Source organism: Diaphorobacter caeni, assembly GCF_015354245.1.
Taxonomy (GTDB): Bacteria; Pseudomonadota; Gammaproteobacteria; order Burkholderiales; family Burkholderiaceae_C; genus Diaphorobacter_A; species Diaphorobacter_A caeni.
Genome location: NZ_JADKYZ010000003.1, coordinates 300,235 through 317,756, shown reverse-complemented (window position 1 = coordinate 317,756; position 17,522 = coordinate 300,235). Strand labels below are relative to the sequence as shown.

Annotated in this window: 14 protein-coding genes; 11 read left to right on the top strand and 3 right to left on the bottom strand. The window is 63.7% G+C overall.

The window, feature by feature from the left end; all coding sequences use genetic code 11:
- Position 1: 1 nt before the first annotated feature.
- From ISG32_RS09145 to ISG32_RS09130, 4 genes are all read left to right on the top strand, one after another.
- Positions 2-1,045, top strand: coding sequence for a microcin C ABC transporter permease YejB (locus ISG32_RS09145; protein ID WP_194770705.1), 1,044 nt, complete (start codon positions 2-4; stop codon positions 1,043-1,045).
- A 99-nt stretch (positions 1,046-1,144) separates the two neighbouring features.
- Positions 1,145-2,200, top strand: a complete 1,056-nt coding sequence (locus tag ISG32_RS09140) for an ABC transporter permease (protein WP_194770704.1) — start codon at positions 1,145-1,147, stop codon at positions 2,198-2,200.
- Between the two features lie 42 nt (positions 2,201-2,242).
- The gene (locus tag ISG32_RS09135) at positions 2,243-3,883 is read left to right on the top strand and encodes an ABC transporter ATP-binding protein (RefSeq protein WP_194771009.1); all 1,641 of its coding nucleotides are present in this window, start codon (positions 2,243-2,245) and stop codon (positions 3,881-3,883) included.
- Between the two features lie 203 nt (positions 3,884-4,086).
- Complete coding sequence (locus tag ISG32_RS09130; RefSeq protein WP_194770703.1) at positions 4,087-4,995, top strand: alpha/beta fold hydrolase; 909 nt, start codon at positions 4,087-4,089, stop codon at positions 4,993-4,995.
- Between the two features lie 27 nt (positions 4,996-5,022).
- On the opposite strand, the gene ISG32_RS09125 is transcribed toward ISG32_RS09130, so the two are convergent.
- Together ISG32_RS09125 and ISG32_RS09120 are read right to left on the bottom strand one after the other, a co-directional pair.
- Positions 5,023-5,889: a universal stress protein gene (locus tag ISG32_RS09125; protein WP_194770702.1), complete on the bottom strand. Its 867-nt coding sequence runs from the start codon at positions 5,887-5,889 to the stop codon at positions 5,023-5,025.
- A gap of 139 nt (positions 5,890-6,028) precedes the next feature.
- Positions 6,029-6,964 (bottom strand): LysR family transcriptional regulator, encoded by a 936-nt coding sequence (locus tag ISG32_RS09120; RefSeq protein WP_194770701.1) that lies wholly within the window; start codon positions 6,962-6,964, stop codon positions 6,029-6,031.
- Positions 6,965-7,050: 86 nt separating this feature from the next.
- Between ISG32_RS09120 and ISG32_RS09115 the strand changes: the two genes are divergently transcribed.
- The 3 genes from ISG32_RS09115 (at position 7,051) to ISG32_RS09105 (ending at position 9,899) form a co-directional block, all read left to right on the top strand.
- Positions 7,051-8,436: an acyclic terpene utilization AtuA family protein gene (locus ISG32_RS09115; protein WP_194770700.1), complete on the top strand. Its 1,386-nt coding sequence runs from the start codon at positions 7,051-7,053 to the stop codon at positions 8,434-8,436.
- Positions 8,437-8,455: 19 nt separating this feature from the next.
- On the top strand, positions 8,456-8,836 hold the full coding sequence (locus ISG32_RS09110) for an AtuA-related protein (protein ID WP_194770699.1): 381 nt from the start codon (positions 8,456-8,458) through the stop codon (positions 8,834-8,836).
- 82 nt (positions 8,837-8,918) lie between these two features.
- Complete coding sequence (locus tag ISG32_RS09105) at positions 8,919-9,899, top strand: Bug family tripartite tricarboxylate transporter substrate binding protein (RefSeq protein WP_194770698.1); 981 nt, start codon at positions 8,919-8,921, stop codon at positions 9,897-9,899.
- A 39-nt stretch (positions 9,900-9,938) separates the two neighbouring features.
- Here ISG32_RS09105 and ISG32_RS09100 read toward each other — a convergent pair whose 3' ends face one another.
- Positions 9,939-11,048, bottom strand: coding sequence for an AI-2E family transporter (locus tag ISG32_RS09100; RefSeq protein WP_194770697.1), 1,110 nt, complete (start codon positions 11,046-11,048; stop codon positions 9,939-9,941).
- Between the two features lie 248 nt (positions 11,049-11,296).
- Between ISG32_RS09100 and ISG32_RS09095 the strand changes: the two genes are divergently transcribed.
- The 4 genes from ISG32_RS09095 to lpdA all read left to right on the top strand — a co-directional run bounded on the left by ISG32_RS09095 (position 11,297) and on the right by lpdA (position 17,473).
- Positions 11,297-14,176: a 2-oxoglutarate dehydrogenase E1 component gene (locus ISG32_RS09095; RefSeq protein ID WP_194770696.1), complete on the top strand. Its 2,880-nt coding sequence runs from the start codon at positions 11,297-11,299 to the stop codon at positions 14,174-14,176.
- Positions 14,177-14,279: 103 nt separating this feature from the next.
- The gene (gene odhB / locus ISG32_RS09090) at positions 14,280-15,524 is read left to right on the top strand and encodes a 2-oxoglutarate dehydrogenase complex dihydrolipoyllysine-residue succinyltransferase (protein ID WP_194770695.1); all 1,245 of its coding nucleotides are present in this window, start codon (positions 14,280-14,282) and stop codon (positions 15,522-15,524) included.
- A gap of 9 nt (positions 15,525-15,533) precedes the next feature.
- A complete protein-coding gene (locus tag ISG32_RS09085; RefSeq protein ID WP_194770694.1) occupies positions 15,534-16,049 on the top strand; it encodes a DUF2867 domain-containing protein in 516 nt (171 codons plus the stop codon).
- On the top strand, positions 16,046-17,473 hold the full coding sequence (lpdA, locus tag ISG32_RS09080) for a dihydrolipoyl dehydrogenase (RefSeq protein WP_194770693.1): 1,428 nt from the start codon (positions 16,046-16,048) through the stop codon (positions 17,471-17,473). The genes ISG32_RS09085 and lpdA overlap by 4 nt, the downstream gene beginning before the upstream one ends.
- The last annotated feature ends 49 nt before the right edge of the window (positions 17,474-17,522 follow it).

Here is a 17,522-nt window from a genome sequence, read left to right as displayed (position 1 = left end):
CATGTTCGCCTACATCCTCAAACGATTCCTGCTCATGATTCCCACGCTGCTGGGCGTGCTGCTGCTTACCTTCGTGGTGATCCAGTTCGTGCCGGGCGGGCCGGTCGAGCAGTACATGGCCGAGGCCAAGGCCGGTGTGCAGGGCATGGGCGGCGGTGGCGGCAGCGAGGGCAGCGGCCTGTCGTATCGCGGCGCGCAGGGCGTGGACAAGCAGCGGCTCGAGCAGATCAAGAAGCTCTACGGCTTTGACAAGCCCGCGCATGAGCGCTTCTTCCAGATGCTCGGCCAGTTCGCGCGTTTCGACCTGGGGCGCAGCTTCTTTCAGAACAAGGATGTGTGGACGCTGGTGAAGGAAAAGCTGCCGGTGTCGATCAGCCTGGGGCTCTGGACCTTCTTCATCAGCTATCTGGTGGCCGTGCCGCTCGGCGTGGCCAAGGCCGTGCGCGCGGGCTCGCGGTTCGACTTCGTGACGACGCTGATTATCCTTGTCGGCTATGCGATTCCGGGCTTTGTGCTGGGCGTGGCGCTGCTGGTGATCTTTGGCGGGCAGCTGCAGTGGTTTCCGCTGCGCGGGTTGACGTCGCCCAACTGGGACGAACTGAGCTTCATGGGCAAGGTGGTGGACTACCTCTGGCACATCACGCTGCCGATCACCGCGATGGTGGCGGGCAGTTTCGCGGTGACGGCGATGCTTACCAAGAACGCGTTTCTCGAAGAAATCCGCAAGCAATACGTGCTCACCGCGCGCGCCAAGGGGCTGTCGGAAAAGCAGGTGCTCTGGAAGCATGTGTTCCGCAATGCGCTGATTCCCATCATCACCGGCTTCCCGGCCGCGTTCATCGGGGCGTTCTTTGCGGGCTCGCTGCTGATCGAGACGCTGTTCTCCCTCGATGGACTGGGACTGCTGAGCTACGAGAGCGTGATCCGCCGCGACTATCCGGTGGTGCTGGGCACGCTGTACCTGTTCACGCTGATCGGGCTGGTGACCAAACTGATCAGCGATCTTTGCTATGTGTGGGTCGATCCGCGCGTGAAATTTGACTGATGCCCACGAATCGCCTCATGTCTTTGCGCCTGTCCGCTCTGCCTGACGCAGCGCCATCCTCGCCGCGAGGCGGCTCTGCCTTGCATAGAATGTTTGTCAATGACCGATAGAGCCCAGTCCTTCGCGAATCAACACCAGTCTCCCGCCGCACGCGCGTGGCGCCGCTTCCGCAAGAACCGGCTCGGGTTCTGGAGCCTGGTCGTCTTCTGCACGCTGGTGGTGCTGAGCCTGATGGCGGAGGTGATCTCCAACGACAAGCCGCTGCTGGTGAAATACGAGGGCCAGTACTACACGCCGATGATCCACAGCTATCCGGAGACGACCTTCGGCGGCGATTTCCAGACGCCGACCGACTATCTCGATCCGTTCATCCAGGAGAAGCTCTCGGCCAACGGCAACTGGGCGATCCACACGATCAACCCCTATGGACCCGAGACGCTGAACTACTTCGCTAAGTCGCCCAATCCATCGGGGCCGACGGCGGACAACTGGTTTGGAACCGATGACCGGGGGCGCGATCTGCTGGCGCAGCTGATCTACGGGTTTCGCGTGAGCGTGCTGTTCGCGCTCGCGCTCACGGCGGTTGGCGTGGTGCTGGGCGTGGTCGCGGGGGCGGTGCAGGGATTCTTCGGCGGCAAGGTGGATCTGGCTTTCCAGCGGTTCATCGAGATCTGGGGTTCGATGCCCGAGCTGTACCTGCTGATCATCTTCTCGGCCGTGTTCGCGCCGAGCATCACGCTGCTGCTGGTGCTGCTGTCGCTGTTTGGCTGGATGGGGCTGTCGGACTACGTGCGGGCCGAGTTCCTGCGCAACCGGCAGCTCGACTACGTGAAGTCCGCACGCGCGCTCGGCGTGAGCAACTGGCAGATCATCTGGCGGCATATCCTGCCCAACAGCATGACGCCGGTGGTGACCTTTCTGCCGTTCCGCATGGGCGCGGCGATTCTGGCGTTGACCTCGCTGGACTTTCTGGGCCTCGGCGTGCCGCCCGGCACACCGAGTCTGGGCGAACTGCTGGCGCAGGGCAAGAACAACATCGATGCGTGGTGGATTTCGCTTTCCACATTCGCGGTGCTCGTGATCACGTTGCTGCTGCTGACCTTCATGGGCGATGCGTTGCGCGACGCGATGGACCCGCGCAAGCTGGACAAGTGACCCATGGCCTCCCGTTCCCACTCCACTCAGGACCCATTGACCATGCGCGCCACGGAACCCCTGTCATCCGCCTCGTCGACGCCGCTGCTTGCGGTGCGCGACCTGCATGTGCGCTTTGGCGACAAGGAGGTCGTGCACGGCGTGAGCTTCGATGTGGCTGCGGGTGAAAAGCTCGCGCTGGTCGGAGAGTCGGGCTCGGGCAAGACGATCACCGCATTGTCGCTGCTGCGGCTGGCGAGCGATGCCGATCTCTCGGGGCAGGCGATGTTCGGCGGGCGCGATCTGATGGCGCTGAGCGAGCGCGAGATGCGCGGCGTGCGCGGTGGCGACATCGCGATGATTTTTCAGGAGCCGATGACGGCGCTGAATCCGCTGATGACGATAGGCGAGCAGATCGCCGAAGTGCTGGAGCTCAAGCAGGCGCTGACCAGGCAGCAGGCGCGCGATCAGGCCATCGAGCTGCTCGCGAGCACTGGCATTCCCGAGCCTGCACGGCGTGCGGCGTCGTTCCCGCACCAGCTCTCAGGGGGGCAGCGCCAGCGCGCGATGATCTCGATGGCGCTCGCGAGCAAGCCCAGGCTGTTGCTCGCCGATGAGCCGACCACCGCGCTCGACGTGACCCTGCGCGGCCAGATTCTCGACCTGTTGTCGGACCTGCAGCGCCAGACCGGCATGGCCGTGCTGCTGATCACGCACGACCTGGTGCTGGTGCGCCGCTTTGCCGATCGCGTGGCGGTGATGGAGCGCGGCCTGCTGGTGGAGCAGGGGGTGGTCGAAAAGGTCTTTGATCATCCGCAGCACGCCTATACCCAGCGCCTGATCGGCAGCACGCCGGTGCGCGATGTGATCGAGGTGAACGAGAACCAGGCGGTGACCGAATTCGCGGCGCAGGCGAGTGATCTGAACGTGAGTTATCCGGTGCCGCTTTCCGGCATTCGGGGCTGGTTCCGCAAGGGGCATTTCGACGCCGTCAAGCATGCCAGTTTTGCACTGCCGAATGCGCAGACGCTCGGCGTGGTGGGCGAGTCGGGTTCGGGCAAATCGACGCTGGCACAGGCGCTGCTCGGACTGCTGCCGTTCCAGGGCCAGATGGAGATCGCGCGCCAGCACTGGCAGCAGCCGGCGCAGCACAACTCCGCGCACAACAAGGCGCTGCGCAAGCAGGTGCAGGTGGTGTTCCAGGACCCGTTCTCTTCGCTGTCGCCGCGCCTGACCGTTGAGGAAATCGTGGGCGAAGGTCTCAAGGTGCATGCGGCCCAGTTGACGGACGAGCAGCGGCGCGAGCGCGTGGTTAGCGTGCTCACGGACGTGGGGCTGACCGAGGCCCAGTTTCCCGGTCTGCTCTCGCGCTATCCGCACGAGTTTTCGGGTGGGCAGCGGCAGCGGCTGGCGATCGCGCGGGCGCTCATCGTGGAGCCGCAACTGCTGGTGCTTGACGAACCCACGAGCGCGCTGGACGTGACCATTCAGCAGCAGGTGCTCGGTCTGCTGCAGCGGCTGCAGAAGGAGCGCAGCCTGTCCTATCTGCTGATCACCCATGACGTCGCCGTGGTGCGCGCGATGGCGCACAACGTGATCGTGATGAAGGACGGCGAGGTGCTCGAAGGCGGAACGGTGCGCGAGGTGCTGGACGCGCCCAAGCACCCCTATACGAAGAAGCTGGTGGCGGCTGCGCAGGTGTAGGCCGGGCCGCCGAATCGCCCGGCGGTTGATCCTGATCACCTTTCTCGACGTGTCGGCATGACATTGCGCGGCCGGGGATATGGGTTTCGATCCTATGATGGACCGGTTCGTATCCCGAGTTGACTATGGCACAGGCGGGGACCGCTCGTCCGGTTTCCGCGCGCTGCCATCGACTCCCCAGCCAAGAGAGACAAGACAGATCCATGCAAAGCAACGAGCTCGGAGAGCTGTTCCCGAATTTTCAGAGTCATTTCATCGCCGTCGATGGTGGCGTCCACATCCATGCGCTGACCGGCGGCGAAGGCCCGCCCCTGCTGTTACTTCACGGTCATCCGCAGACATCGGCCATCTGGCACAAGGTCGCGCCCGAGCTGGCCAAGCATTTCTCGCTGGTGCTTGCCGATCTGCGCGGCTACGGCGATTCGTCCAAGCCCAATGGGGGCGCGCGCAGCGTGGACTACAGCAAGCGCGTGATGGCCAGCGACATGGTGCAGGTGATGCGCCACTTGGGCCATGACCGCTTTCGCGTGATGGCCCACGATCGCGGCGCGCGCGTCGCGCACCGGCTGGCGCTCGATCACGCGGGCGCGGTCGAGCGGCTCGTGCTCATGGACATCGCCCCCACGCTTGCGATGTATTCGCAGACCACCGAAGCCTTTGCGCGTGCGTACTGGCACTGGTTCTTCCTCATCCAGAAGTCGCCGCTGCCCGAGCGCCTGATCAATTCCAACCCCTCCGCCTATGTGCGCGAGGTGATGGGTGGACGCAGCGCCGGGCTGTCGCCGTTCGATCTGCGGGCGCTGGCCGAATATGAGCGCTGCGTGTCCTTGCCAGGCACCGCGCACGCGATCTGCGAAGACTACCGTGCATCGGCCGACATCGATCTCCAACACGACCGAGAGGACATCGCGGCAGGCCACGCGCTGCAGGCACCTACGCTGGTGCTCTGGGGAGAGGAGGGCGTGGTCAACCGCTGCTTCGAGCCGCTCAAGGAGTGGCAGAAAATCAGCACCGACGTGCGCGGTCATACCGTGCCGTGCGGGCACTACATCGCCGAGGAGGCACCCGAGGCGCTGCTCGCGTCGGCTCTGCCTTTTCTGAAAGGCTCCTGAAGGCGTTTCGAGGTGCTGACGCTGGGTTCAGCGCAGCACCAGAACCGGCACCGAACTCAGCCTCAGCAGGGCCGTGGTCGTGCTGCCGACGATCAGCTGGCGGATGCGCGAATGGCCGTAGGCACCGAGCACGAGGAAGGTGTCGGCGCGTGTCGAGAGGAAGTTCGGAATGGCTTCCTCGGGTACGCCGGGGATCACCTGGGTCGTCACCTGAAAGCCCGAATCCTCGAGCAGTTGCTGGGCACTCTGCATCTGATCGCGCATCTCCGGCGTGGGTTCACCCGCCATCACGAGTTGCGCCCCCATGCCGCGCAGCAGCGGGCTGCGCGCGACGGCCTGCACCGCGCGCATCGACGTGGCGCTTCCGTCGAAAGCGACGACGAAATTCGTCGGTGCCACGAAGCTCCCCGAGGTGATCACCAGCACCGGCTGTTTGACGCTGCGGATCACGCTTTCCACCCGGTGGTCGAGCCGCAGCTTTCGCGACTTCGTGGCCTTGAAACCCTTGCCGAGCACGAACAGTCGCGCGCAGGGCTCCTGCTCGAGCAGCACGTCGGTGAGGTTGCCGTCCTTCAGGTGAGTGTGCAGCGCGGGAACGCTCTCGGGGTCGATGTGCTTGAGCGATTCCTGGATCATCTGCTCGGCGGCCTGATGCGCGACCTTGGAGCGTTCCTCGTCGAGCTCGTTCAGGCGCTGCAGCAGCACCTCCTGAGCGCCGACGCCGATCAGGCCGCTGTAGTCGCCCACGGGCGGCAGCGGGTCGGGCCGCTCAAGCGCATGCAGCAAGGTGATGGGGGCGTGCAGACGACGCGCGGCCCAGGCGGCGCTGTCAATGACGGATGCGGTGGCATCGAGTCCGTCGATGCACGCAAATACGGTGTCTGGGGTGTTCATGCGGTGTTTCCTCCTATGCAAGCACTACCAGCCAGCGTGTGGCTTCAGCTTGGGGTTTGCGGGTTGGGCAAGCCAAGTCGGAGCGAGTGTAGCGCCGAAAATCCGGTGAGCATTCTTTAACCACGGCGCATGTAGAAACTCAGGGCAATTCCCTACGCACAGCGGAACCGGGGGCCTCCGTCGGTCGATGGGTCATGAGCTGCGTGTAGAGCGCCTGCGCCGCCGACGACAGGCTGCGGTCACGGCGCCTCACCAGATAGATCTGACGCGTGAGTTCGGGCCAGAGCAGCGGCCGGGTGACGAGACCCGGCTGCTGAAAATGAAACAGCGTGAGCGACGGAATCGCGCTGATCCCCAGACCTGCGCGCACCATGCCCATGACGGTGGCGAGCTGCTCGACCTCCATCACGCTCTTCATCGGCTGCGGATGCAGGGCGGCCTCGAGAAACTGGCGCACGCTGCTGTGCCGCGCCATGTGGATGAAGGGCCATTGCGCAAGCTCCGCCACGCTCACCGGGCGCCTGCGTCCGCGCGGCGCTTTGGCGAGCGGATGATCGTCGCGGCATACAAGGTGGTACTCGTCGCTGCAGAACGGCTCGGCCTGCAGATCGGGCGTGTCGGCACGGATCGCGGCAAGCGCGAAATCCGCCTTGCCGCTGGCCACCATGGCGATGCAGGGCTCGGACAGCACATCGGCGATTTCGAGTTCGACGCCGGGGTGGTGCTGATGGAATTCTGCAAGCCGCTCGGGCAGCCAGCCCGCCGCGAGCGAGGGGAGCAGGGCAATGGCCACGCGTCCGCGCCGCAGCGTCGCCTCGTCGCGCATGCTGGCCACGGCGGCATCCATCTCGGTGCGGATGCGCTGCGCCGATTCCATGAAGTTGGCTCCCGCCGCCGTCAGCTCGACATGCCGCGTGCTGCGGTCGAACAAGCGGATGCCGAGATCCTCTTCGAGCGCGCGGATCAGCGCGCTGAAGGCCGGTTGCGACAGATGGCATTGCATGGCGGCACGCGTGAAGTTGCGCTGCGCGGCGAGCGCGAGAAAGGCGTCGATCTGGCGGGTGGAGATATTCATTTGAAAATCAGATCAATTCATCTTGATTATCGATTTCACAGAATAACGCATGCGCCCTACAGTGCCCTCAGGAGATAGGCAAAGACATGGATACGACACAGGCAAATACGCTGCGGATCGGCTGCGCGGCGGGCTTTTCGGGCGACCGCACGGATGCGGCGCTGCCCATCGTTCAGGAATTCATCGCCGCGGGCAAGCCTTCGGTGCTGATGTTCGAGACGTTGGCCGAACGCACGCTGGCCCTCGCCCAACTGGCGCGGCGCGGCGATCCCGATGCGGGCTATGAGCCGCTGCTCGACGACCTGCTGCGCCCGGTGCTGGCGTTGTGCCTTGAGCACGGCATCCGCATCGTGAGCAATTTTGGCGCGGCCAATCCACGTGGCGCTGCACGTCGGATTCTTGCGCTCGCCGAGGAACTGGGTGCGCCCCGGCCACGTATCGCGGTGGTCGAGGGCGACGATCTGCTTGCGGACGAATTCCGCCCGATGCTTGTTGAAGCGCTCGGCGCGCGTCTGCCCAGAGAGTCCATCGTCAGCGCAAACGCCTACATCGGCGCGGAGCCCATCGCGAACGCACTGAAGGCGGGTGCCGACATCGTCGTCTGCGGCCGCGTGGCAGACCCGTCGCTGGTGCTGGGGCCGGCCATCGCGCATTTCGGCTGGTCCATGGACGACTGGCAGCGCCTTGCGCGCGCCACCATGGCGGGGCATTTGCTCGAATGCGGCTCGCAGGTATCGGGCGGATATTTTGCCGATCCGGGGTTCAAGGACGTGCCCGATCTGGCGCATGTCGGCTATCCGATCGCCGAGCTGGATTCGGATGGTCACTGCACCATCTCCAAGCCAGCAGGGACGGGTGGGCGCATCGACGCGCGCACCGTCAAAGAACAGCTGCTCTATGAACTGCACGACCCGGCGGCTTACCTCACTCCCGATGTGGTGGCGGACATCACGCAGGCCACGGTGCAGGAAATTGGTGTGAATCAGGTTCGTCTCGAAGGCGTGGCGGGGCATGCGCGCCCGCCGTCGCTCAAGGTGAATGTCTGCTTCGAGGCGGGCTGGTTCGCCGAGGCCGAGATTTCCTATGCCGGAGCGGGTGCCGGTGCGCGTGCCTTGCTCGCCGCGCGGGTGGTGCGCGAGCGCCTTGGCGGCTCTGGGGATGTGGCGCCGATCCGCGTCGATCTGATCGGTGTGCAGAGCCTTTTTGGCGACGATGCCAATGAGTGGCTGGACAGTGCGAGCGCTGAACAGTTGGCCGAGTGGGGCGCCGCGCGTGACGTGCGCCTGCGCCTGTCCTGGCAGCGCGAGCGCCGTGATGACGCTCTGCGGCTTGCGCGCGAGGTCAACGCGCTGTATTGCGCGGGCCCGGCGGGCGGCGGCGGCGTGCGCACCCATCTGCGTGCGCGGTTGGGCACAGTGTCGTGTCTCGTGCCGCGCGACGCGGTGAAGGCGCGTTTTGAATTCGTCGCATGAACGGCGGCAGGAGATTGTCATGAACCCATCCCCCCAACCGGACAAGGCCATGAGCGTGGCGCTGCGTCACCTCGCTCATGGCCGCACCGGCGACAAGGGCAACCGCTCCAACATCAGCGTGATCGCCTGGCATCCGGCGCTCTGGGATCTGCTGGTCGAGCAGGTGACCGAGGCGCGCGTGGCAAAGCAGTTCGCGCTGCGCCATCCCAGCGCCGTCAAGCGCCATCTGCTTCCCACATTGCAGGCGATGAATTTCGTGCTCGACGAGGTGCTCGACGGCGGCGTGAACGACGCGCTGAACCTCGACAGCCACGGCAAGGCGCTGTCCTTCCTGCTGCTCGATCTGCAGGTGACGGTGCCGCCGCATCTGCAGGCCCATCTCGTCAGGCCGGAGCGCTGAGGCTGCGCACAGCGCCCCATGTCTGGACACCATTTCAACAACCACACTTTCCATCCACTTGAAAATGCAGGAGACAACACGCATGAATTCAACTTCGACCCGCCGCCACGCGTTGGCAATGGCCGCCGTCACCGTCGCCGCCACGCTCGGCGTGCAGGCCCACGCGGCGGACTATCCGGCCAAGCCCATCACCTTCGTGGTGCCGTTCGCGGCGGGCAGCGCCACCGATCTGCTGGCGCGCGCCGTCGGCCAGTCGGTGACGACTGACTCCAAGCAGTCCGTCATCGTTGACAACAAGGCTGGCGCGAGCGGCATGATCGCCGCGCAGTTCGTCTCCAAGGCGGCCCCTGATGGCTACACGGTGCTCATCACCACCAACACCACACAGTCGGCGAACGAGCATCTGTACAAGAAGCTGCCGTATGACCCGGTGAAGGATTTCGCGCCGGTCACGGGGCTGGGCAAGGGCGGGCAGGTGCTGGTGGTGAACGCCGCCGCGCCTTACAAGAACGTTGGCGATCTGATCGCCGCCGCCAAGGCCGCGCCCGGCAAGCTCTCGTTCGGCAGTGGCAGCTCGTCCAGCCGCGTTGCGGGCGAAATGCTCAAGCAGCTCGCGGGCGTGGACATCCTGCATGTGCCCTACAAGAGCAATCCGCTCGCGATCACCGATCTGCTCGGCGGGCAGATCGACCTGATGATCACCGACACCTCGACCGGCGTTCCGCAGATCAAGTCGGGCAAGCTCAAGGCGCTGGGGTACTCCACCAAGGTGCGCAGCGCGCAGCTGCCCGAGGTGCCCACGCTCGACGAGGCGGGCGTGAAGGGCTACGACATGGGCTACTGGTTCGCGGCCTATGTGCCCGCCGGAACGCCCAAGGAGGTGGTCGCGCGCCTGAACGAGCTGCTCAAGCAAGCCACGCAGAGCGCGGCGGCCAAGTCGTTCTACCAGACTGCCGGATCGGAAGCCTGGACCACCACGCCCGAAGAACTTGCGCAGTTCCAGGCGGCCGATGCGCTGAAGTGGGGCAAGGTGATCAAGGCGGCCGGGATCCAGCCGGAATGATGCGGTGGCCGCGCGGGCCTGGCGCGGTGGCCGGGCGCGCTACTTGACGGACTTGTCGTGCTCGAGGGCTGGAGATGCGGAAGCCGTCTCGGCCGTGTCCTCGCTGTCTGCGGGTGGGGAGAACAGGTCCCACGCCGCATTGAACAGCGCAGCCACCATCGGTCCGATCACGAAACCGCTGATGCCGAAGATCGCCATGCCCCCGAGCGTGGAGATCAGCACCACGTAGTCGGGCAGCTTGGTGTCCTTGCCGACCAGAAGAGGGCGCAGGATGTTGTCGACTGAGCCGATGATGCCCGCGCAGAAGGCGACCAGCACGGCACCTTGCCACATCGCACCGGTGGCGAAAAAGTAGATGGCGACCGGAGCCCAGATCAGCGCTGCGCCGACGGCGGGCAGGAGCGAGAGAAACGCCATGATCACGCCCCAGAGCACGGGGCCCTGGATGCCGAGAATCCAGAAGATCAGCCCGCCAAGCGCGCCCTGAACGGCGGCGACGGCGATGTTGCCCTTGACGGTGGCGCGGATCACGGTGGTGAACTTGACGGCCAGTTTGCGCTTGTGCATGGGGTCAAGCGGCACTGCGTCGCGGATGCGGGCGGCCAGGGCGCTGCCGTCGCGCAGCAGGAAGAACAGCAGATACAGCATCACGCCGAAGCCGACGACGAACTGCAGCGTGTTCGAGCCCACGTCCACCGCCTTGGTGGCGAGGAACTGGCTGGCCTGTGCGCTGAATTTGGCGAGGCGGGCCTCGACCTCGGCCATCGAGGTCAGGTGAAAATGGTCCAGCAGTTGCAGCGCCCAGCCGGGCAGGGCCTTCATGACGGTCTGCAGATAGCTGCCGACGTTGAGCTGGCCGGACTTCAGGCGTTCGTAGATGGCTCCGGCCTCCGTGACCAGCGAGGTGATGATCAGCAGCAGCGGCAGAATCACCAGCAGCAGACAGACGCTCAACGTGATCAGCGCGGCCCAGTTTTTGCGCTTGGGCATGCGCTGCAATAGCCATTTCTGAAGTGGGGCGAAGAGGATCGCCAGCACGACCCCCCAGAACACGGCAAATGCATAGGGCCAGAGGATCCCGAAGAAAGCGAGGGTTACCGATATCAGAATCAGCAAAAAGGTGCGTTGCTGCAGGGTTTGTGATTTCATAAGGCGCATTTGAGGCGGATTTCGGCAAATGTACGCGAGATGCGCCGGAAAAAGGCGTTGCGCAGTTACGAATAAGTGCATGTCCGACGTCAAGTCGTCATACGCCCATTGAACTTCAATGGCACAATACCGCTCGTACTTAGGCCCTTCCCCTGCCACAGTCGCATCCGCCAACCGGTTCAGCCGTGACGCGGAAGGTTTACTAACCAGCTAAAGCTTCCTGAAGGGAAGCAGAGGTGAGCGGAACAATGAGCGAACCCACATCCGTATACAAAGCCTACCAAGGCAACACGTATCTCTTCGGCGGCAACGCGCCGTACGTGGAAGAGATGTATGAGAACTATCTGGCCAACCCCGGCAGCGTTCCTGATTCCTGGCGCGAGTACTTTGATGCACTGCAGCATGTCCCGGCAGTCGATGGCACCAATGCCAAGGACGTGCCCCACATGCCCGTCATCAACGCTTTCGCCGAGCGCGCCAAGCAGGGTGGCACACAGGTGGTCGTTGCCTCCGGCGCTGACTCGGAACTGGGCCGCAAGCGCACCGCCGTTCAACAGCTGATCGCCGCCTACCGCAATGTCGGCCAACGTTGGGCTGACCTGGATCCCCTGAAGCGCACCGAGCGCCCCGAAATTCCCGAGCTGGAGCCATCGTTCTACGGCTTCACCGATGCCGACCAAGAGACCGTGTTCAATACGAGCAACACGTTCTTCGGCAAGGAAACCATGCCCCTGCGCGAGCTGATCAACGCTCTGCGCGAAACGTATTGCGGCACTCTGGGTGTCGAATACATGTACGCCACCGACCAGAACCAGAAGCGCTGGTGGCAGCAGAAGCTCGAAACGATCCGCAGCAAGCCCAGTTTCGACGCCGCCAAGAAGAAGCGCATTCTCGACCGCCTGACCGCAGCCGAAGGCCTCGAGCGCTACCTGCACACCAAGTACGTCGGCCAGAAGCGTTTCTCGCTGGAAGGCGGCGAATCGTTCATCGCCGCGATGGACGAGCTGATCAACTCCGCTGGCCAGAAGGGTATTCAGGAAGTCGTGATCGGCATGGCCCACCGTGGCCGCCTGAACGTGCTGGTGAACACACTGGGCAAGATGCCCAAGGACCTGTTCGCCGAGTTCGACCACACCGCTCCTGAAGACCTGCCATCGGGCGACGTGAAGTACCACCAGGGCTTCAGCTCCGACGTGACGACGGCCGGTGGCCCGGTTCACCTGTCGCTGGCGTTCAACCCGTCGCATCTGGAAATCGTGAATCCGGTGGTGGAAGGCTCCGTGCGTTCGCGCATGGATCGCCGCGCCGACCCACGCGGCAAGCAAGTGCTGCCCGTGCTGGTGCACGGTGACGCCGCTTTTGCCGGTCAGGGCGTGAACCAGGAAACTCTGGCACTGGCCCAGACCCGTGGCTACTCCACAGGCGGTACGGTCCACATCATCATCAACAACCAGATCGGCTTCACCACGTCGGACCCACGCGATGCGCGCTCGACGCTGTATTGCACCGACATCGTCAAGATGATCGAGTCGCCGGTTCTGCACGTGAACGGCGATGATCCGGAAGCCGTGGCACTGGCCACGCAACTGGCTCTGGAATTCCGCATGGAATTCGACAAGGACGTGGTCGTCGACATCATCTGCTTCCGCAAGCTGGGCCACAACGAGCAGGACACTCCCGCTCTGACCCAGCCGCTGATGTACAAGAAGATCGGCGCGCACCCCGGCACCCGCAAGCTGTACGCCGACAAGCTGGCTGCGCAGGGCTTGGGCGACACGCTGGGCGACGACATGGTCAAGGCCTTCCGCGCCGCCATGGACGAAGGCAAGCACACGGCTGACCCGGTGCTCACCAACTTCAAGAGCAAGTACGCCGTGGACTGGAGCCCGTTCCTGAACCAGAAGTGGACGGACGCCGGCGACACCGCCATCCCGCTGACCGAATGGAAGCGCGTGGCTGAGCGCATCACCACCATTCCCGAAGGCGTGACGCCTCACGCCCTCGTGAAGAAGGTCTACGATGACCGTGCGGCCATGGGCCGTGGCGAGATCAACGTCGACTGGGGCATGGGCGAGCACATGGCATTCGCCTCGCTGGTGGCATCGGGCTACCCCGTGCGTCTGTCCGGTGAAGACTGCGGCCGTGGCACGTTCACGCACCGTCATGCCGTGATTCACGACCAGAAGCGCGAAAAGTGGAGCGAAGGCACCTACATTCCGCTGCAGAACGTGGCCGAGAACCAGGCACCGTTCACCGTGATCGACTCCATCCTGTCCGAAGAAGCCGTTCTGGCCTTCGAATACGGCTACGCGTCCAACGACCCGAACACGCTCGTGATCTGGGAAGCCCAGTTCGGCGACTTCGCCAACGGCGCTCAGGTCGTGATCGACCAGTTCATCGCCTCCGGTGAAGTGAAGTGGGGCCGTATCAACGGCCTGACGCTGATGCTGCCGCACGGCTACGAAGGTCAGGGCCCAGAGCACAGCTCTGCACGCCTTGAGCGCTTCATGCAGCTGGCTGCCGACACCAACATGCAGATCGTGCAGCCGACCACGGCCAGCCAGATCTTCCACGTGCTGCGTCGCCAGCAGGTGCGCAATCTGCGCAAGCCTCTGGTGATCATGACGCCCAAGTCGCTGCTGCGCAACAAGGACGCCACATCGCCACTGACCGAGTTCACCAAGGGCTCGTTCCACACCGTGCTGCCGGAACAGGACGACGCCATCGTCAAGAACGCCGCCAAGGTCAAGCGCATCGTCGCATGCTCGGGCAAGGTGTACTACGACCTGGTGAAGAAGCGCGCCGAAGCCAAGATCGACGACGTGGCCATCATCCGCGTTGAACAGCTGTACCCCTTCCCGCACAAGGCATTCGCTGCCGAAGTCAAGAAGTACAGCAACGCTGCAGACATCGTGTGGTGCCAGGACGAGCCACAGAATCAGGGTGCCTGGTTCTTCATCCAGCACAATATCCACGAGAACATGCAAGACGGCCAGAAGCTGGGCTACTCCGGTCGCGCCGCATCCGCGTCGCCTGCCGTGGGTTACTCGCACCTGCACCAGGAGCAGCAGAAGGCGCTGGTCGACGGCGCATTCGGCAAGCTCAAGGGTTTTGTCCTGACCAAGTAAGGCTGGAAACCCAATCATTACGTGAGACGGCTCCGCGTGCCTCCCCGGCGATGCGCGCGGACAGTCTCCAATCAGTACAGAACACTTTTTGGAAGAAATAAAAATGGCTATTGTTGACGTCAAAGTCCCACAGCTCTCCGAGTCGATCACCGAAGCGACCATGCTCAACTGGAAGAAGAAGGCCGGTGACGCAGTCGCGGTCGACGAAATCCTGATCGAAATCGAAACCGACAAGGTCGTGCTCGAAGTGCCGGCTCCCTCCGCTGGCGTGCTGACCGAAATCCTGCAAGGCGACGGCGCGACCGTGACCGCTGAGCAAGTGATCGCCAAGATCGACAGCGAAGCCGTCGCTGGCGCCGCTGCACCTGCCGCCGCCGCTCCAGCCGCGGCAGCAGCAGCTCCCGCCGCCGCGCCTGCCGCAGCCGCCGCTGCAAGCAACAACAGCAAGGCTGGCGTGGCCATGCCCGCTGCCGCCAAGATCCTCGCCGACAACAACCTGTCCGCTGCCAACGTGGCAGGGTCGGGCAAGGACGGCCGCGTGACCAAGGGTGATGCTCTGTCCGCCATCAAGGGCGGCGCCGCCATCCCCACCGGCGTGCCTACGACCGCTTTGCCGCAAGTGGCCGCTCCTGCCGTCAGCCTGGGCGATCGCCCTGAACAGCGCGTGCCGATGACCCGTCTGCGCGCCCGCATCGCCGAGCGTCTGCTGCAGTCGCAAGCCACCAACGCCATCCTGACCACGTTCAACGAAGTGAACATGGCTCCCGTGATGGACATGCGCAAGAAGTTCCAGGACTCCTTCGTCAAGGAACACGGCGTGAAGCTGGGCTTCATGTCCTTCTTCGTGAAGGCCGCCGTGCACGCGCTGAAGAAGTTCCCTGCGGTGAACGCCTCGATCGACGGCAACGACATCGTCTACCACGGTTACTTCGACATCGGTATCGCCGTCAGCTCGCCACGTGGTCTGGTGGTGCCAATCCTGCGCAACGCCGACCAGATGAGCTTTGCCGACATCGAAAAGAAGATCGCTGAATTCGGCCAGAAGGCCAAGGACGGCAAGCTGGGCATCGAAGACATGACCGGCGGTACCTTCTCGATCTCCAACGGCGGCACCTTCGGCTCGATGATGTCCACCCCCATCATCAACCCACCACAATCCGCGATTCTGGGCGTGCACGCCACCAAGGACCGCGCCGTCGTGGAAAACGGTCAGATCGTGATCCGTCCGATGAACTATCTGGCCATGTCCTACGACCACCGCATCATCGACGGCCGCGAAGCCGTGCTGAGCCTGGTGGCGATGAAGGATGCGCTGGAAGACCCATCGCGTCTGCTGTTCGACCTGTAATTCAGGCGCATGAAACCGCAACGGGTTTCCATTCCTGAGGTAAGCGTTGTGGCACCTGCGCTGCACAACGCTTACTACGCAGATGCGTATGCGGTTGCCGATCCGGCGCCGCAGCTCGGTTCAATGGAAACCTGCCTGCACGTTCTGCGCGCAACGCCTGATTGGGTGGAGCGCGCCATGGATCTTCGCAACGCCGTGGTGTCACGGTTGGGGCTCAAGAATCTTGGACGACTGGGCGGTTTCGACACTCACAAGCCCGCAGCAGATTACCGTGTTGGTGATGCTGTGGGCATTTTTTCTTTGCAGCACGTCGGCAACGATGAAGTGGTGATGGGCGACTCGGATCGCCATCTCGATGTGTGCGTCTCCGTGTTCAAGTCGGTGGCAGACAGGCAGCTTGTCATCTCCACCGTTGTGCACGTGAAGAACTGGTTTGGCAGGCTTTACATGCTGCCCGTCACACCCGCGCACCAGATCATCGTGCCCGCAATGCTGAAAAAACTCTCTTCAAGGTTCTCATCATGAGCAAGCAATTCGACGTCGTCGTCATCGGCGCTGGCCCTGGCGGCTACATCGCTGCCATCCGCGCGGCACAACTGGGTTTCAACGTCGCCTGCATCGACGAATGGAAGAACGCGCAAGGCGGCGCGGCTCCTGGCGGCACCTGCACCAACGTGGGTTGCATCCCATCGAAGGCGCTGCTGCAATCGTCCGAGCACTACGAGCATGCCCGACTGCACTTTGCGGAACACGGCATCTCCACCGGCGAAGTGGCCATGGACGTGTCCAAGATGATCTCGCGCAAGCAAGGCATCGTGAAGCAGAACAACGACGGCATCCTGTACCTGTTCAAGAAGAACAAGGTCACGTTCTTCCACGGCCGCGGTTCGTTCGTGAAGGCGGCTGAAGGCGGCTACGAGATCAAGGTCGCCGGCAAGGAAGAAGAAGTCATCACCGGCAAGCAGATCGTCATCGCCACCGGCTCCAACGCCCGTGCGCTGCCTGGCGTGCCGTTCGATGAGGAGTTCATCCTGTCGAACGACGGCGCTCTGGCGCTGGACAAGACACCCAAGTCTCTGGGCCTGATTGGCTCCGGCGTGATCGGCCTGGAAATGGGTTCGGTATGGCGTCGTCTGGGCTCGGAAGTCACCGTGCTCGAAGGCATGGACAAGTTCCTGCCCGCCGTGGACGAGCAGATCGCCAAGGAAGCCAAGAAGGCGTTCGACAAGCAAGGCCTGAAGATCGAGCTGGGCGTGAAGGTCGGCGAAGTCAAGACCGGCAAGAAGGGCGTGACCGTTTCCTACACCAACGCCAAGGGCGAAGCCCAGACGCTGGAAGTGGAAAAGCTGATCGTCTCGATCGGCCGCACCGCCAACACCATTGGCCTGAACCCCGAAGCCGTGGGTCTGGCGCTCGACGAGCGCGGCCAGATCGTGGTCGATGGCGACTGCAAGACCAACCTGCCGGGCGTGTGGGCCGTGGGTGACGTGGTGCGCGGCCCGATGCTCGCGCACAAGGCCGAGGAAGAGGCAGTGGCCGTGGCTGAGCGCATCGCCGGTCAGCATGGTCACGTGAACTTCAACACCATTCCTTTCGTGATCTACACCAGCCCCGAAGTGGCATGGGTGGGCCGCACCGAGCAGCAGCTCAAGGAAGAGGGCGTGAAGTACAAGGCCGGTTCGTTCCCGTTCCTCGCCAACGGCCGCGCACGCGCGCTGGGCGACACGACCGGCATGGTGAAGTTCATCGCCGACGCGGAAACCGACGAAATTCTGGGCGTGCACATGGTTGGCCCAATGGTCTCGGAGCTGATCTCCGAAGCCGTGGTGGCCATGGAGTTCAAGGCATCGAGCGAAGACATCGCCCGCATCTGCCACGCACACCCATCGCTGTCCGAGTCCACCAAGGAAGCGGCTCTGGCCGTGGACAAGCGCACGCTGAACTTCTGATCAATCTGAACGTCACGGCGTAGAAAAATGGCTGCCATCGCTTGCACTC

Coding starts and splice junctions, on each gene's coding strand:
- ISG32_RS09120 (WP_194770701.1), bottom strand. CDS start 6,964: ATGAATATCTCCACCCGCCAGATCGACGCCTTTCTCGCGCTCGCCGCG.
- ISG32_RS09100 (WP_194770697.1), bottom strand. CDS start 11,048: ATGAAATCACAAACCCTGCAGCAACGCACCTTTTTGCTGATTCTGATA.
- ISG32_RS09110 (WP_194770699.1), top strand. CDS start 8,456: ATGAACCCATCCCCCCAACCGGACAAGGCCATGAGCGTGGCGCTGCGT.
- ISG32_RS09135 (WP_194771009.1), top strand. CDS start 2,243: ATGCGCGCCACGGAACCCCTGTCATCCGCCTCGTCGACGCCGCTGCTT.
- lpdA (WP_194770693.1), top strand. CDS start 16,046: ATGAGCAAGCAATTCGACGTCGTCGTCATCGGCGCTGGCCCTGGCGGC.
- odhB (WP_194770695.1), top strand. CDS start 14,280: ATGGCTATTGTTGACGTCAAAGTCCCACAGCTCTCCGAGTCGATCACC.
- ISG32_RS09085 (WP_194770694.1), top strand. CDS start 15,534: ATGAAACCGCAACGGGTTTCCATTCCTGAGGTAAGCGTTGTGGCACCT.
- ISG32_RS09125 (WP_194770702.1), bottom strand. CDS start 5,889: ATGAACACCCCAGACACCGTATTTGCGTGCATCGACGGACTCGATGCC.
- ISG32_RS09095 (WP_194770696.1), top strand. CDS start 11,297: ATGAGCGAACCCACATCCGTATACAAAGCCTACCAAGGCAACACGTAT.
- ISG32_RS09145 (WP_194770705.1), top strand. CDS start 2: ATGTTCGCCTACATCCTCAAACGATTCCTGCTCATGATTCCCACGCTG.
- ISG32_RS09140 (WP_194770704.1), top strand. CDS start 1,145: ATGACCGATAGAGCCCAGTCCTTCGCGAATCAACACCAGTCTCCCGCC.
- ISG32_RS09130 (WP_194770703.1), top strand. CDS start 4,087: ATGCAAAGCAACGAGCTCGGAGAGCTGTTCCCGAATTTTCAGAGTCAT.
- ISG32_RS09115 (WP_194770700.1), top strand. CDS start 7,051: ATGGATACGACACAGGCAAATACGCTGCGGATCGGCTGCGCGGCGGGC.
- ISG32_RS09105 (WP_194770698.1), top strand. CDS start 8,919: ATGAATTCAACTTCGACCCGCCGCCACGCGTTGGCAATGGCCGCCGTC.